A 15,113-nucleotide genomic window follows, 5' to 3' on the forward strand; every position below is an offset into this window, starting at 1 on the left:
GGGGCGTAGAGACTCCCGCTCTGGCTCATTTCCACCGACTGACGGGTTTCCCCGCGGCCTTCTCTCGAAGGCTCTGCAGGTTCGAAATTCGTTAGGCCTTGAGAGAGACGAAAAGTGGCGCAAAGCGGTTCCCAAGAAGGACCTCTCCTGTCGGGTGTAGCGTTGCGCTATGCCTCGGCGCTGTTCGAAGTCGCTCAGGAAGCGAATTCCGTCGATGCCGTTGCGGCCGATCTCGACCGATTGGGTCTGATGGTCGAAGGCAGCGACGACTTCCAGCGCCTGATCCGCAGCCCTGCCTTCACGGTGGAGCAGCAGGTGAACGCCATCAGCGCCATTCTCGATAAGGCCGGCATCTCCGGCCTTGCGGCAAATTTCATCCGCCTCGTCACCTCGAAGCGCCGTCTCTTCGTCATGCCCGACATGATCCGCGCCTTCCGCGATCTGGTGGCGACCTCGAAGGGCATCGTCAGCGCGCAGGTGGTGCTGGCCGAAGAGCCTTCCGACAAGGTTCTGACCGAAATCAAGGCGGCGTTGCGCGACGTTGCCAAGGCTGACGTTTCGTTGAACGTCAAAATCGACCCGAGCCTCATCGGCGGCCTCATCGTCAAGATGGGTTCCCGCATGGTGGACGCTTCGGTGCGCACCAAACTCAATTCCATTCGTCTAGCGATGAAAGAGGTCCACTGATGGACATTCGAGCCGCTGAGATCTCCGCGATCCTCAAAGAGCAGATCAAGAACTTCGGCACCGAGGCTGAAGTCACCGAGGTGGGACAAGTGCTGTCCGTCGGCGACGGCATCGCCCGCTGCTATGGCCTCGACAACGTTCAGGCTGGCGAGATGGTCCAGTTCGAGAGCGGCGTGCAGGGCATGGCGCTGAACCTCGAGACCGACAACGTCGGCATCGTGATCTTCGGCTCCGACCGCGAGATCGCCGAAGGCCAGACCGTGAAGCGCACGGGCGCCATCGTCGACGTGCCGGTCGGCAAGGGCCTGCTTGGCCGCGTCGTCGACGCGCTCGGCAATCCCATTGACGGCAAGGGCCCGATCGTTGCGACCGAGCGTCGCCGCGTGGACGTCAAGGCTCCGGGCATCATCCCGCGCAAGTCGGTGCATGAGCCGATGGCGACGGGTCTCAAGTCCATCGACGCATTGATCCCGGTCGGCCGTGGCCAGCGCGAGCTGATCATTGGCGACCGCCAGACCGGCAAGACTGCGATCGCGCTTGATACGATCCTCAATCAGAAGCCGCTCAACCAGGGCACCGACGAGTCGCAGAAGCTGTATTGCGTCTATGTGGCGATCGGGCAGAAGCGCTCCACCGTCGCCCAGTTCGTGAAGGTTCTGGAAGAAAACGGCGCGCTCGAATATTCGATCATCGTGGCGGCCACCGCCTCCGATCCGGCGCCGATGCAGTACCTTGCTCCGTTCGCGGGCTGCGCCATGGGCGAGTATTTCCGCGATAACGGCATGCATGCGGTGATCACCTATGACGATCTGTCGAAGCAGGCCGTCGCCTATCGCCAGATGTCGCTGCTGCTCCGCCGTCCGCCGGGTCGCGAAGCTTATCCGGGCGACGTGTTCTATCTCCATTCGCGTCTTCTCGAGCGCGCCGCAAAGCTCAACGAATCCGAAGGCTCGGGCTCGCTGACCGCGCTGCCGGTCATCGAGACGCAGGCGAACGACGTGTCGGCCTACATCCCCACCAACGTGATCTCGATCACCGACGGCCAGATCTTCCTCGAGACGGACCTGTTCTACCAGGGCATTCGCCCGGCGGTGAACGTCGGCTTGTCCGTGTCGCGCGTCGGCTCCGCCGCGCAGACCAAGGCGATGAAGAAGGTCGCTGGCAAGATCAAGGGCGAGTTGGCGCAGTACCGCGAAATGGCGGCCTTCGCCCAGTTCGGCTCGGATCTCGACGCCACCACGCAGCGCCTGCTGAATCGCGGCGCACGTCTGACCGAACTCCTGAAGCAGCCGCAATTCTCGCCGCTGAAGATGGAAGAGCAGGTCGTGGTGATCTATGCGGGCGTGAACGGCTACCTCGATGCCCTTCCCGTCAATCGGGTGCGGTCGTTCGAGGACGGGTTGCTGTCGCTTGTTCGCGGCAAACACGTCGATATCCTGGATTCGATCCGCTCCTCGAAGGACCTTTCGAGCGACACGGAAGCGAAGCTCAAGGACGTCGTGCAGAACTACACCAAGTCGTTCTCGTAAGGACTTAGGTTCGTCTCAAGGAACCGGGTCACCGGAGAGGTAGGGCTGCTCGATGCCGAGCTTGAAAGACCTTCGCAACCGCATCGCTTCGGTCAAGGCGACGCAGAAGATCACCAAGGCCATGCAGATGGTGGCCGCCGCAAAGCTGCGCCGGGCGCAGTCGGCGGCGGAAGCCGCGCGTCCTTACGCGGAGCGCATGGCGGTGGTGCTCGGAAATATCGCGTCCGGTGTCACAATCGGACCCGAAACGCCTCGTCTTCTCGCGGGCACAGGCGCCGATCGCGTTCATCTCCTGATCGTGTGCACGGCCGAGCGCGGATTGTGCGGAGCGTTCAACTCCTCGATCGCCCGTCTGGCGCGCGACCAAGCCAATCGGCTGATGGCCGAAGGCAAGACGGTCAAGATGATCTGTGTCGGCAAGAAGGGCTATGATGTTCTGCGTCGCCAGTTCTCCGAACAGATCATCGAAGTGATCGACCTTCGCTCCGTGCGCCAGCTCGGCTTCGAGCAGGGCGACATGATCGCCCAGAAGGTGCTGGCGCTGTTCGAGCAGGGGGAGTTCGACGTCGCGACCTTGTTCTACTCGCGCTTCCGTTCGGTGATCGCACAGATTCCGACGGCGCAGCAGATCATTCCGGCACAGATCGAAGCGGAGGCCGCCGCGATCGACGCGGTCTATGACTACGAGCCCGACGAAGGCGAGATCCTCGCGACGCTCCTGCCGCGCAACCTCACCATCCAGATCTTCCGCGCGCTTCTTGAGAATGCCGCTTCCGAACAGGGCGCCCGCATGAGCGCCATGGACAATGCCACCCGCAACGCGGGCGAGATGATCAAGAAGCAGACGATGACCTATAACCGGTCGCGTCAGGCGATGATCACTAAGGAACTCATCGAAATCATTTCGGGCGCCGAGGCGCTCTGACGACACCCGAGAGGAGCCATCTATGGCCATTACCGCCAACAAGCCCACCGGCAAGATCACGCAGGTCATCGGCGCCGTCGTCGACGTGAAGTTCGACGGTCATCTGCCGGAGATCCTGAACGCCCTCGAGACCACGAACGGCGGCAACCGCCTCGTGCTCGAAGTGGCCCAGCAGCTCGGTGAGAGCACGGTCCGCTGCATCTCCATGGACACCTCCGAGGGCCTGGTTCGCGGCCAGGACGTCAGCGACACGGGCGCACCGATCTCGGTGCCCGTCGGCGCCGCTACGCTCGGCCGCATCATGAACGTCATCGGCGAGCCGGTGGACGAAGCCGGCCCGATCCCGGCGGAAGGAGGCATGCGCCCGATCCACCAGCCGGCCCCGTCCTATGCGGAGCAGGCGACCGAAGCCCAGATCCTCGTCACGGGCATCAAGGTCGTCGATCTGCTGGCGCCGTACGCGAAGGGCGGCAAGATCGGCCTGTTCGGCGGCGCCGGCGTCGGCAAGACCGTGCTGATCATGGAGCTCATCAACAACGTCGCGAAGGCCCACGGCGGCTATTCGGTGTTCGCCGGCGTCGGCGAGCGCACCCGTGAGGGTAACGACCTCTATCACGAGATGATCGAATCGGGCGTGAACAAGCTCGGCGGTGGCGAAGGCTCGAAATGCGCCCTCGTCTACGGCCAGATGAACGAGCCCCCGGGCGCCCGCGCCCGCGTCGCGCTCACCGGCCTGACAGTCGCTGAGAACTTCCGCGACCAGGGTCAGGACGTGCTGTTCTTCGTCGACAACATTTTCCGCTTCACGCAGGCCGGCTCCGAAGTGTCGGCGCTCCTCGGCCGTATCCCTTCGGCGGTGGGTTATCAGCCGACGCTGGCGACCGACATGGGCGCCCTGCAGGAGCGCATCACCACCACCACCAAGGGCTCGATCACCTCGGTGCAGGCCATTTACGTCCCGGCCGACGACTTGACCGACCCGGCGCCTGCGGCCTCGTTCGCGCACCTTGACGCCACGACCGTGCTGTCGCGTTCGATCGCCGAGAAGGGCATCTACCCGGCGGTGGATCCGCTCGACTCGACCTCGCGCATGCTGTCGGCCGCCATCCTCGGTGAGGAGCACTACAACGTCGCGCGTGAGGTGCAGCAGATCCTGCAGCGCTACAAGTCGCTTCAGGACATCATCGCCATTCTGGGAATGGACGAGCTGTCGGAAGAGGACAAGATGACGGTGAACCGCGCGCGCAAGATCGAGCGCTTCCTGTCGCAGCCCTTCTTCGTCGCCGAAGTGTTCACCGGTTCGCCCGGCAAGCTCGTCGCGCTCGAAGACACCATCAAGGGCTTCAAGGGATTGGTCGAAGGCAAGTACGATCACCTCCCCGAGGCAGCCTTCTACATGGTCGGCAGCATCGAGGAAGCCGTCGAAAAGGCCCAGCGCCTCGCGAGCGAAGCCGCTTAACCAACCACGTATTGCGCCGGATCGGCCAAGCCGGTCCGGGTTATTCACGCGAGCTGAATCGCTAGAGTGCAGGAATCCGGTGCCGCCCAGCGGCGGATGGGATGACGAGAACCACCATGGCAGCAACCTTCAATTTCGAACTCGTCTCGCCCGAGCGCGTCCTGTTCTCGGGCGCGGTGGATGCGGTGATCCTGCCGGCGTCCGAAGGCGAGATGACAGTTCTGGCCGGCCACGCGCCGACCATGACGACGCTGAAGACCGGCTTTCTCATGATCACGGACACGCCCGGCAACGGCAAGCGCGTCCTCGTCCGCGGCGGTTTCGCCGATATCAACCAGAACGGCCTCACCGTTCTGGCCGAGCGCGCGCTGCCGGCCGAAGAGCTGACGCAGGAAATCCTCGACAAGGAAATTCTCCACGCGCAGATGGTCTATGATGCAACCAACGATCCGATCGCCAAACACGCGGCGTATGCGGCGGTGGTACAGCTGGAAGACGCCAAGGTGGCGTTGAACTACTAAGGCAAAAATCGCCTTCAGCCGAGCTTTTGCTCGGAGCAATCCGCATCTCGCGGCGGGGCGGGAGGCCGTCATGTCCGGAGCTGCCGGCCGCATCTCGACCTCGTCACCCTCTCAATTTTGCGACATCTGCCGGTTCGGGCGTTAGGATCCCTTGACGCGCCGCGCCCATCTGCTTGCATGGCAGCCTTCAGCCGCGCCGTTTGTGGGCAAGCTTCCCCGCAGCAGGCCCGCAGGAAAATGACAGAGGGCGAAGATCAGATGCGTTTGGGTCGTTTGAGGACGTTGCGAGCTGCGATCACCGGATTGATCGCGGGCGCCGCTGCCTTCCTTTGTGCAGCCGCCGCGCAGGCGCAGACGCCGGTTCGCTTCAGCCTCGACTGGCGCTGGGAGGGTCCCGCCGCTTTCTTCGCGGTCGCTCTCGACAAGGGGTACTTCAAGGCGGAGGGCCTCGACGTCACTATTGATACGGCGGCGGGCTCACGCGAGCCGATTGCGCGGGTCGCCGCCGGAACACATGATGCAGGTTTTGGCGACGTAAATTCCCTCGTTCGCTTCCGCGACGAGAACTCCGACGCCGGCATCAAAGCCGTGATGATGATCTACGACCGGCCGCCCTTTGCCATCATTGGCCGCAAGAGCCGAGGCATCAGCACCGAGGTTTCAAGCCTGCAGGGCAAGGTGTTCGGCGCGCCCGCGGGCGACGCCGCTTTCGCGCAATGGCCCATTTTCAAGTCCGTGAACAAGATCGACGATTCGACGATGAAATTCGAGAATGTAGGCTTCCCCGTGCGTGAGCCGATGCTCGCCCAAGGCGAAGTCGATGCGGTGTTCGGCTTCTCGATGTCGTCCTACATCAACCTGAAATCGCGCGGCGTGCCCACCGAGGACATCGTCGTCCTGCTGATGAGCGATTACGGTGTGGATCTTTACGGCAACGCAATCGTCGTGTCGGAGGCCTTCGCGAAAGAGAAACCCGAAGCTGTGAGAGGGTTGCTGCGCGCGATCACAAAAGGCCTGCAGGACACGGTGAAGGATCCCTCCGCGGCTGTCGATGCCGTCCTCAAGCGCAATGAGGCCGCAAAGAAGGAGGTAGAGCTCGAGCGTCTCGAGCTGGTGCTCGAGCAGAACGTCCTCACCCCGTGGGTCAAGACGAACGGCTTGGGCGGCATCGACACGGAGCGTTTCGCCAGGTCGCTCGAACAGATCGGCCTAACATTCAAGTACAAGAATAAGCCTACGGTCGAAGACATCTTCACCGACGTGTTTCTGCCTGCCGCGGATCAGCGAAAAGTGAATTAGGATCAGATGAGCCGACGTGCCGTGGGCTACCGTCGGAGCGAGAGCGGATTATCGGCCAAGGCCGTAGCGTCGGGCTGATCGATGCCCGGGCTCCCGACAAAGGCATTCCAGAGTTTCTCCACCGGCTCGCGCGCGAGATCCTGCACGATAAAGACGATGCGACTGCGGCGATCCTCACTCGGCCATCGGGGCAGGACGGCCGGGACATGGATGACGTGTTGCACGCCATGGATGACGACCGGGTGCTCCGGGTCTTCGGCGAGCGCCACCAAGCCTTTCACGCGCAACAGCTTCGCACCCTGAGACGAGCGCAGGAAATCGAGGAACGTGTCGAGCGCGCCTTGGCGGATCGGCTGATCGCTCGTCAGACAGAATGCGTGGATGCTGGCGTCATGCCGGTTCACGTCATGATGATGGTGGCCGTGATGATCGTGATCGCCGTGTTGATGGGCGTGGCTACGATGTTCCGCCTCTTCGACAGCCTCTGCCTTCAGCCAGTCGCGCACATCCGCAATCTTGCCGTCGAGACCGAACAGGCCACCTGCGACGATGGCTTCAATCGGAGCGTCGGCGTCCAGAAGTGTCGCGCCGGGATTCACCTGGTGCAGCCGCTCGCGCAACCGGGCGAGATCGGCTGGGTCGTTCACCAGATCCGTCTTGGCGAGCACGATTCGCTCCGCCACGGCCGCCTGTCTGACGGCCTCGACATGCGCATCGAGAGTCCCCTTGCCATTCACCGCGTCGATGACCGTGACCACGCCCTCGACGGCGTAGCGCATCGACAGGTAGGGGTGATAGAGCACCGCGTGCAGAATCGGCGCCGGGTCCGCGAGACCGGTGGTCTCGATGATCACGCGGCGAAACGGGCCGATGCGTCCGTTGTCGCGCTTCCGCAGGAGGTCTTCCAGCGTCGCGATGAGATCGCCGCGCACGGTGCAGCAGAGACATCCGGCCGAGAGCAGGATCATGTCGTCGCTGACCGTCTCGACGAGCAGATGGTCGAGGCCGATCTCGCCAAACTCGTTGATGATCACGACGGTGTCGTGCAACGCGGGATCTTGTACCAGCCGGTTCAGCAGCGTCGTCTTTCCGGCGCCGAGAAATCCGGTCAGGATGGTCAGCGGGATGGGAGGGAGCGGGCCGGCGGCGCGATCGGACATCGGTTTAATCCGTGGGAACGAGGGACGCGGCGTGCTGCCGCTCTGACAGGATATTGGCCATGATCGCGGCCAGCACGAGGGCACCGCCGACAATTTGTATCGGCGTCAGGGTTTCGCCCAGCACCAAAGTCGAGGCGACCGCCGAAACGACGGGTTCGACGCAATAGGCGATCCCTGCCGCCACCGCCGAAATGCGCCCCAATGCGGCGATCTGAAAGACGAAACCGACGAGATAGCCCCCGATCGTCATCGCGATCGCAAAAGGCGCCAGCGCAAATGCAGCGGGTGAGGCCAACTGGCCGGACATCGCGCCCACCGCCAGGGCGGTCGGCAAAACGATGAGGTGCACCCAAAACACCTTCGCGAGAGTCGTGGTCTTGCGGCAGCGCGCGGCGGCAAAAAACTGCGTCGCGGTTGCGGCGGCCGCCGCCAGCGCCAATGCAAGGCCGCGCCAGTCAAGACCGTGGAAGACAGGTCCCACGACGAGGACGACGCCGGTCAGTGCCAGGCCGACGACCCCGAGTAGTCGCGGCGTCAGGCGCGTGCCGTCGACGAGGGGACTCATCAGCACGATGAGCGAGGGATAGGCATAAAACACAACGGTCGCCACGGTTACGGGGATGAAGGCGACGGAGGAGAGATAGCAGAGACCTACGAAAGCGGTGGCAATTCCCAGCACCAGGATTGTGCCGCGCTCCCCCGGCTCAGCCCGAAGGGAACGCCGCATCAACCACCCGGCGCCGAAGACCAGCACCAGCATCAGCAGCACCCGATAGACGACAAGCGCCGGGCCCGGGACTCCCGCGAGCGTGGCCGCCCCGGCATAGACGATGTTCAGGCCGTAGAGACTGGCCGACCCAAGGGCCAGCAGCAGACCGTTGGCGGATGATGAGGAGGACATGTGGTGGCCAACACGATGAAGCCACACCGTTCGCCCGCTTCACGCCCGATTGCAAGCCTTCCCAATAGCGAACCGTGCCGGGGCGAACCTTGACGCGGTGCCTTCGCTGGCGCCCCGCCGCCTCAATTGACCACGGGTTTGGCTTTGGCGGGCGTTGCCGTTTTCTGTGGCTTCGCGTCAGTTTTGGCGGCCGGCTTGGCCAATTCTTTGGCTGCTGATGCCTTGGCCGATGGCTTTGCAGGCTCCGTCGTGGCGGCCTGCTTGCTTGCCGGCGCGTTGGCTTTGTCGGCGACCGGTTTCACGCTGATGGTAGCGCGCGCCTTGCCTTTGCTCTTGGCATTCTCGATCGCCGGCTCGTCGTCAGCCTCCGCCGTGGTCTTGTCGTCGGTCGTCTTGTCGTTTGTTTTGTTCTTGGCAGCCTTGCTCGTGGCGGCTTTCGCCTTTTGCGCTTTCGCCTCGCGCGCTTTCGCGGCGGCTTGCTCCTTGGCAGCCTCGGCGGCAATTTCACTCTCGGATGGCGGATTCAGGCCGACCCACACACGCTCAGGCTGAACAGCGGAGCGCGGACCGAGACTGGTTCGTGTCGGCTGGGAGACCCCCGCGAAGGACATCATGTCGGATGAAAACAAATTCGGGACACCGCCGTTCTGGTCCGTTGCCAAAGTCGTAGGGCTATCCTCCTCGTTGGGCACGGGGCCGCGACGATCACAGATAACCGAGCGCATGTCCGGCGGGGTCGTCGAGGCAGATTCGGGGAGGGCCGCGAGCGTCGGATTTGTCCAACCGGTCTGGCTGTTGAAGCCGCGATCGAAGAGTTCCGCGGCTTTCATGGTGCGCTCGTTGGCCGACGGCGCTCCCATCACGACCGTAATGAGATGGCGTCCATTGCGTGTCGCGCTCGCCACCACGTTGAAGCCGGCCGAGCAGATAAATCCGGTCTTCATGCCGTCGGCGCCGGCATAGCGACCGATCAGGCCGTTGGTGTTGCGCATGATACGGCGCCCGTATTGGATAGCGCCGATCTGGAACAGCTCCTGATAGTCGGGAAACTCGTTGATGAGCGCGCGAGCGAGAATAGCCATGTCGCGGGCCGTGGTCTGGTTGCGCTCGTCGGGCAAGCCGTGCGGATTGGCGAAATGACTGTCGCGCATGCCGAGGCGGGCTGCGTGCTGGTTCATCAGTTCGGCGAAGCCTTCAGTCGAGCCGCCGAGGTTTTCCGCGATGGTGGCGGCAACGTCGTTCGCCGACTTCACCATGATGATCTTCAGGGCATTGTCGAGGCGAACCTGCGTGCCAGGCTTGAACCCCATTTTCGAAGGCGGCTGTGCGGCGGCGCTTTCCGAAACCGTCAGCAATGTCTCGAAGCTCGCCTGGTTGGTCCGGATTTGGTCGAGAGCCACATAGGTCGTCATCAGCTTGGTGATGGACGCCGGAAACCACGGGTCGGTCGCGCGCTCTGCATGCAGCACCCGGCCGGAATCGACGTCGACGACCAGGGCAGGCCCCCCGGCAAAAGCTGATCCGCTGGCCAAAACGGCGAAAGCGAAAGCTGCCAGACGAACGGCTCGGATTGCGCTCATGCGAAACGGCTCCAAGTTCAAAGCGGTCATTTGGGGAGAAACGTGGTATCGGCCCCGCTTACTTCGTCGAGGCATTTTTAACCGCGGGCGGTCGATTTGACTAGGCCGGGACGGCTTTTTGCCTCTAACCCTACCCCTGTCTGAAGATTCCATGGCAAGAGCATGGCAAGAGCCGCGCGGTTTCAAGATCGAACATGAGCCTTTCACTCCTCTGGATCCCCGTCACTCTGGTGGCCGCGGCCGCCCAAACTGCCCGAAACGCCACCCAACGAAAGTTGACCGAGACGATCGGCACGGTCGGCGCGACGCAGGTCCGGTTCCTCTACGGGTTTCCTTTCGCGCTTTTCGCTCTTGGCATGCTCCGGCTGGTCAGCGGGGAAATGATTCCGGGCGTGAGCTCCGCATTCTTCGCCTATGTGCTCGCCGGGGCGGTTTCGCAGATCCTTGCGACGGGGCTCATGCTGTCGGCAATGCGCCAGCGGTCGTTCGCGGTCGTGACCGCTTATACGAAGACCGAACCCGTTCAGGTCGCCCTCTTCGGGCTACTGCTGCTCGGCGACCGCGTCACACCGCCGATCGCGCTTGCGATCGTCATCGCGACTGCAGGCGTGCTGATCATGTCGGTAAAGCCTGGCACCGACCTGAAAAACGCCGGTTTGCGGCCCGTGATCTTCGGAATGGCCTCCGGTGCCTGCTTTGCGCTTGCGGCGATCGGATTTCGCGGCGCCATCCTGTCGTTGGAGCAGGGCTCCTTCGTTATGCGCGCAACCACGACGCTGGCATGGGGCCTCGGGCTTCAGACCGCGATCCTCGTGCTCTGGCTCGGCATTTTCGATCGCAAGGCGCTGATTTCCAGCTTCCGGGCGTGGCGACCTTCCCTCGGGGCGGGTTTTTTCGGCGCCTTGGCGTCGCAATTCTGGTTCATCGGCTTCGCGCTGACGACCGCCGCGAACGTGCGCACGCTCGCCCTCGTGGAGGTGCTCATGGCGCAATTAGTGTCGCACCGCTTCATGTCCCACGCGACGACGAAGCGCGAACTCGTCGGCATGGGGCTGATCATCGTCGGCGTCGGCCTGCTGTTGTGGGCGCAGCACTGAATTCCGGTAAACGATATATCTTTCAATGGCGGTAACTGCGCAGGGAGACGTAGCAGCTACCGCGCCTGAGCGTTTCCGGTCGCTTCGACAACGAGCGGCAGCACCACATCGCGTGTCAGGGCAGCCAAGGGCGTGTCCCCGGGCGCGGCGGGATCGAGCCAGATCAGTTCGGCGATCTCCGCCTGACAGGCGATGTCGCCCGTGACATGAATGCTGTAGATGGCCGCGCGGACGGTGCGGCCGGGCTCATGGGCGGCAGGCGCATCGAAGATCCCGTGCGCGACAGCCGATCCGGGCACCATGCGGCAGCCGATTTCCTCGTGCAGTTCCCGGGCAAGGGCACCAAGATCATCTTCGCCGGGTTCCCGCTTTCCGCCCGGCTGCATGAACGCGGTGGTGCCCCGCTTCCGCACCAGCAGGATTTGGCCCTGTACGTTGCGGATGAGGGCGGCGACCACCTCGATCGGCAGGCGAGGCGCCTCAACCGCAGCGCTTGCATCGCTGGCACGCATTTAAACCTCCGGGTGTCGTTGTGTGGAATCACAGAAGGGGATTCCGCACAAGCGTGTGCTGGGTTTGGAATCAACCGCGGGGAGTTTCCCTTGCTGAGTCGATAAAACAACCCCATCTTGACCTCAACAGCTCAAATCGGAGACCGCCATGACCGCCTGTATTGTCGGCTGGGCTCATACGCCCTTCGGAAAGCATGATGCGGAGACGGTCGAAAGCCTGATCGTGCGCGTCACCAATGAGGCGCTCGAGCACGCGGGAATCGGGCCCGAGGATGTGGACGAGGTTGTGCTCGGGCACTTCAACGGCGGATTCTCGGCGCAGGATTTCACCGCCTCACTGGTTTTTCAGGCGAGCGACAAGTTCCGCTTCAAACCGGCCACACGGGTCGAGAACGCCTGTGCGACCGGGTCGGCGGCCGTCCATCAGGCCATCAAGTCGATCGAGGCCAAGCGCGCCAAGACCGCGCTTGTGGTCGGCGTCGAGCAGATGACGAGGACGCCGGGTCCGGAAATCGGCAACATCCTGTTGAAAGCCTCCTATCTGCCGGAGGATGGCGATACCAAGGGCGGCTTCGCCGGCGTGTTCGGGCAAATCGCCGGACGGTATTTCCAGCGCTACGGCGACCAATCCGATGCCCTGGCGATGATCGCGGCGAAGAACCACAAAAATGGCGTCGACAATCCCTACGCGCAGATGCGCAAGGACCTCGGCTTCGATTTCTGCCGCGCCGAGAGCGACAAGAACCCCTTCGTGGCGGGTCCGCTGAAGCGCACCGACTGCTCCCTTGTGTCCGATGGCGCGGCGGCGCTGGTCATCGCCGACACCGAGACCGCCCTGCAGATGCCGCGGGCGGTGGCTTTCCGGGCGACAGCCCATGCGCAGGATTTCCTTCCGATGTCCAAGCGCGACATCATTCAGTTCGAAGGCTGTGCGGAAGCGTGGCAGAAGGCCCTGGGTCAAGCAGGGGTCGGGCTGTCGGATTTGTCATTCATCGAGACGCATGACTGCTTCACCATCGCCGAGTTGATCGAATACGAAGCCATGGGCCTGACGCCGCGGGGCGAAGGCGCGCGAGCCGTGAAGGAAGGCTGGACGAACCGGGATGGCAAATTGCCCGTAAACCCGTCGGGAGGGCTGAAATCCAAGGGCCACCCGATCGGCGCGACCGGCGTGTCCATGCATGTTCTCTCAGCCATGCAGCTCTGCGAGGAGGCCGGCGGGATCCAGGTCAGGAACCCCGTCCTCGGCGGCATTTTCAACATGGGCGGCGCCGCGGTGGCAAATTATGTGAGCGTCCTGGAGCGTATCAAATAGGGCGTTCGAAGCGGTTTTTCGGAAACCCTGGCGTTCTATTCGCCCGGCGCCTTCGCGCCGATGGCAAGGGCGTGCAGTCCCCGGTCAAAAGCGCCTTTGAGCGCCTCGTTGACCAGGCGGTGACGTTCGACCCGGCTCTTGCCGGCGAAGGCTTCCGATACGATATCGATGCGGAAGTGAGTTTCCCCGCCTTCTCGCCAGCCGCCGTGCCCCCGGTGCTGTTCTGACTCGTCCGTGACAGTCAGGCGAGTCGGCCGCAACTGCGCCTGCAACGTTTGTGTCATCCAATCGGTGAGGGTCATCGTCTTTGGTCAACCTTTTCTGGATCGGTCTGCGGCGAAACGCGCTCGGGCCTTGGCTCTTTGCCTCAAGCCACTCATAATCACCCAATCATGAATCTCAACTCGCCTTTCTTCGATCGCATCCGCATCAAGCCTGCCTGCGATGAGCCGCAGGAGGTCACCGGGCCGGTCTGCGAGCATCCGACCTGCAGGCTGCCGGGTGAATTTCGCGCGCCGAAAGGGCGGGAGGCGGAGGGCAAGTATTGGAAATTCTGCCTCAACCACGTCCGCGAATATAACGCATCCTACAATTATTTCGCCGGGATGTCGGACAACGCCGTACAAGCCTTCCAGAAGGACGCGATCATCGGTCACCGTCCCACCTGGGCAATGGGCGTGAACCCCACCGGCAAGGCGGCCGAGGACGGAGAGGCGCCGAAAGCCCGCGAATGGGCCTACAGCGATCCACTCGGCGTGCTCGACGGGCAGGATTTTACGCAAGGGCGGCGACGGCGGGTGGACGCGGCGCCGAAGCGGCCTCGTTATACGGGCGCGGCGCGACGGGCCCTCGATGTTCTGGGTCTCGACGAGACCGCCGACGGACCTGCCATCAAGGCGCAATACAAGTCGCTCGTGAAGCGCTTCCATCCGGATGCGAATGGCGGCGACCGATCATTCGAGGAGCGTCTGCGCGATATCATCAAAGCGCATGACATCCTCAAAACCGCCGGACTGGCGTGAAAAAAGTCACATGACACAGCCCTGGAATGCGCGGATCACGTTTGCGCCCTCACGGCGAGGTTGTTAAGACACCCTCAGCGCTTGTGACACCCGACAAAACCGACCGAGAGGCCCCGATAATGGCAAGTACCGAAACCGCCACCCTTTTGCCCGACATGAAGGTGTCTGTGCGGCAAGTCTTCGGAATCGACTCGGATCTGGACGTTCCGGCCTTCTCCACCAACGACGAGCATGTGCCGGATCTCGACCCGGATTACCTTTTCGATCGCGAAACGACCCTTGCCATTCTGGCGGGCTTTGCCCGCAACCGCCGCGTGATGATCACGGGATATCACGGCACCGGAAAGTCGACCCATATCGAACAGGTTGCGGCCCGGCTGAACTGGCCGTGCGTGCGCGTCAATCTCGACAGTCACGTGTCGCGCATCGATCTCGTCGGCAAAGACGCCATCGTGCTCCAGGACGGCAAGCAGATCACCGCCTTCCAGGACGGCATCCTACCATGGGCGCTGCAGAACAACATTGCGCTGGTCTTCGACGAATACGATGCCGGCCGCCCGGACGTGATGTTCGTGATCCAGCGGGTGCTCGAGCAATCGGGCAAGCTCACCCTTCTCGACCAGAAGCGTGTGATCCGGCCTCACCCCGCCTTCCGTCTGTTCTCGACCGCCAATACGGTCGGCCTCGGCGACACGTCGGGGCTTTATCACGGCACGCAGCAGATCAACCAGGGCCAGATGGACCGCTGGTCGATCGTCACGACGCTGAACTACCTGCCGCACGATAAGGAAGTCGACATCGTCCTGTCGAAGGCGAAGCACTATCAGGAAGATCCAGATGGACGCGACATCGTCAACAAGATGGTGCGCGTGGCCGATCTCACCCGCAGCGCCTTCATGAACGGCGACCTTTCGACCGTCATGAGTCCGCGCACCGTCATCACTTGGGCGGAGAATGCGGAAATTTTCGGCGAAACGGGCTTCGCCTTCCGCGTCACGTTCCTCAACAAATGCGACGAACTCGAGCGTGCATTGGTGGCCGAATTCTATCAGCGCTCCTTCGGCAAGGAATTGCCTGAAAGTTCGGTCAATATCGCTCTGTCCTGA

At 62.9% G+C, this 15,113-nt stretch carries 15 protein-coding genes; 10 read left to right on the plus strand and 5 right to left on the minus strand.

The genetic code is table 11. The features are described from left to right. Positions 1 to 114: 114 nt before the first annotated feature. The 6 genes from FEZ63_RS21855 (at position 115) to FEZ63_RS21880 (ending at position 6,420) form a co-directional block, all read left to right on the plus strand. Positions 115 to 687 (plus strand): F0F1 ATP synthase subunit delta, encoded by a 573-nt coding sequence (locus FEZ63_RS21855; protein ID WP_150948688.1) that lies wholly within the window; start codon positions 115 to 117, stop codon positions 685 to 687. Continuing rightward, positions 687 to 2,216, plus strand: coding sequence for a F0F1 ATP synthase subunit alpha (gene atpA / locus FEZ63_RS21860; RefSeq protein WP_150948690.1), 1,530 nt, complete (start codon positions 687 to 689; stop codon positions 2,214 to 2,216). The genes FEZ63_RS21855 and atpA overlap by 1 nt, the downstream gene beginning before the upstream one ends. A 52-nt stretch (positions 2,217 to 2,268) precedes the next feature. Next, a complete protein-coding gene (locus FEZ63_RS21865; protein ID WP_150948692.1) occupies positions 2,269 to 3,141 on the plus strand; it encodes a F0F1 ATP synthase subunit gamma in 873 nt (290 codons plus the stop codon). A gap of 22 nt (positions 3,142 to 3,163) precedes the next feature. After that, a complete protein-coding gene (atpD, locus tag FEZ63_RS21870) occupies positions 3,164 to 4,600 on the plus strand; it encodes a F0F1 ATP synthase subunit beta (RefSeq protein WP_150948695.1) in 1,437 nt (478 codons plus the stop codon). Positions 4,601 to 4,716: 116 nt separating this feature from the next. Next, complete coding sequence (locus FEZ63_RS21875) at positions 4,717 to 5,121, plus strand: F0F1 ATP synthase subunit epsilon (protein WP_150948699.1); 405 nt, start codon at positions 4,717 to 4,719, stop codon at positions 5,119 to 5,121. A gap of 237 nt (positions 5,122 to 5,358) precedes the next feature. After that, positions 5,359 to 6,420 carry an ABC transporter substrate-binding protein gene (locus tag FEZ63_RS21880; RefSeq protein ID WP_150948703.1) on the plus strand — a complete coding sequence of 354 codons (1,062 nt, stop codon included), beginning with the start codon at positions 5,359 to 5,361 and terminating at the stop codon, positions 6,418 to 6,420. A 26-nt stretch (positions 6,421 to 6,446) separates the two neighbouring features. Here the strand turns inward: FEZ63_RS21880 and FEZ63_RS21885 are convergent, their stop codons facing one another. From FEZ63_RS21885 to FEZ63_RS21895, 3 genes are all read right to left on the minus strand, one after another. Next, a complete protein-coding gene (locus FEZ63_RS21885; protein WP_150948707.1) occupies positions 6,447 to 7,580 on the minus strand; it encodes a CobW family GTP-binding protein in 1,134 nt (377 codons plus the stop codon). 4 nt (positions 7,581 to 7,584) lie between these two features. Then, positions 7,585 to 8,481: a DMT family transporter gene (locus FEZ63_RS21890; RefSeq protein ID WP_150948710.1), complete on the minus strand. Its 897-nt coding sequence runs from the start codon at positions 8,479 to 8,481 to the stop codon at positions 7,585 to 7,587. 122 nt (positions 8,482 to 8,603) lie between these two features. Beyond that, complete coding sequence (locus FEZ63_RS21895) at positions 8,604 to 10,061, minus strand: D-alanyl-D-alanine carboxypeptidase family protein (RefSeq protein ID WP_162419818.1); 1,458 nt, start codon at positions 10,059 to 10,061, stop codon at positions 8,604 to 8,606. Between the two features lie 194 nt (positions 10,062 to 10,255). Between FEZ63_RS21895 and FEZ63_RS21900 the strand changes: the two genes are divergently transcribed. Next, on the plus strand, positions 10,256 to 11,158 hold the full coding sequence (locus FEZ63_RS21900) for a DMT family transporter (protein ID WP_150948716.1): 903 nt from the start codon (positions 10,256 to 10,258) through the stop codon (positions 11,156 to 11,158). Between the two features lie 56 nt (positions 11,159 to 11,214). Here the strand turns inward: FEZ63_RS21900 and FEZ63_RS21905 are convergent, their stop codons facing one another. Further along, complete coding sequence (locus FEZ63_RS21905) at positions 11,215 to 11,670, minus strand: NUDIX hydrolase (RefSeq protein ID WP_150948718.1); 456 nt, start codon at positions 11,668 to 11,670, stop codon at positions 11,215 to 11,217. 148 nt (positions 11,671 to 11,818) lie between these two features. On the opposite strand from FEZ63_RS21905, the gene FEZ63_RS21910 reads away from it, so the two are divergent. Then, positions 11,819 to 12,985: an acetyl-CoA acetyltransferase gene (locus FEZ63_RS21910; RefSeq protein WP_150948721.1), complete on the plus strand. Its 1,167-nt coding sequence runs from the start codon at positions 11,819 to 11,821 to the stop codon at positions 12,983 to 12,985. A gap of 35 nt (positions 12,986 to 13,020) precedes the next feature. Here FEZ63_RS21910 and FEZ63_RS21915 read toward each other — a convergent pair whose 3' ends face one another. Continuing rightward, positions 13,021 to 13,287 (minus strand): BolA family protein, encoded by a 267-nt coding sequence (locus tag FEZ63_RS21915; protein WP_150948740.1) that lies wholly within the window; start codon positions 13,285 to 13,287, stop codon positions 13,021 to 13,023. 90 nt (positions 13,288 to 13,377) lie between these two features. On the opposite strand from FEZ63_RS21915, the gene FEZ63_RS21920 reads away from it, so the two are divergent. After that, on the plus strand, positions 13,378 to 14,007 hold the full coding sequence (locus FEZ63_RS21920; RefSeq protein WP_150948743.1) for a J domain-containing protein: 630 nt from the start codon (positions 13,378 to 13,380) through the stop codon (positions 14,005 to 14,007). A gap of 119 nt (positions 14,008 to 14,126) precedes the next feature. Beyond that, on the plus strand, positions 14,127 to 15,113 hold the full coding sequence (cobS, locus tag FEZ63_RS21925) for a cobaltochelatase subunit CobS (protein ID WP_150948746.1): 987 nt from the start codon (positions 14,127 to 14,129) through the stop codon (positions 15,111 to 15,113).

This window comes from Microvirga brassicacearum, from assembly GCF_008757455.1.
Lineage (GTDB): Bacteria > Pseudomonadota > Alphaproteobacteria > Rhizobiales > Beijerinckiaceae > Microvirga > Microvirga brassicacearum.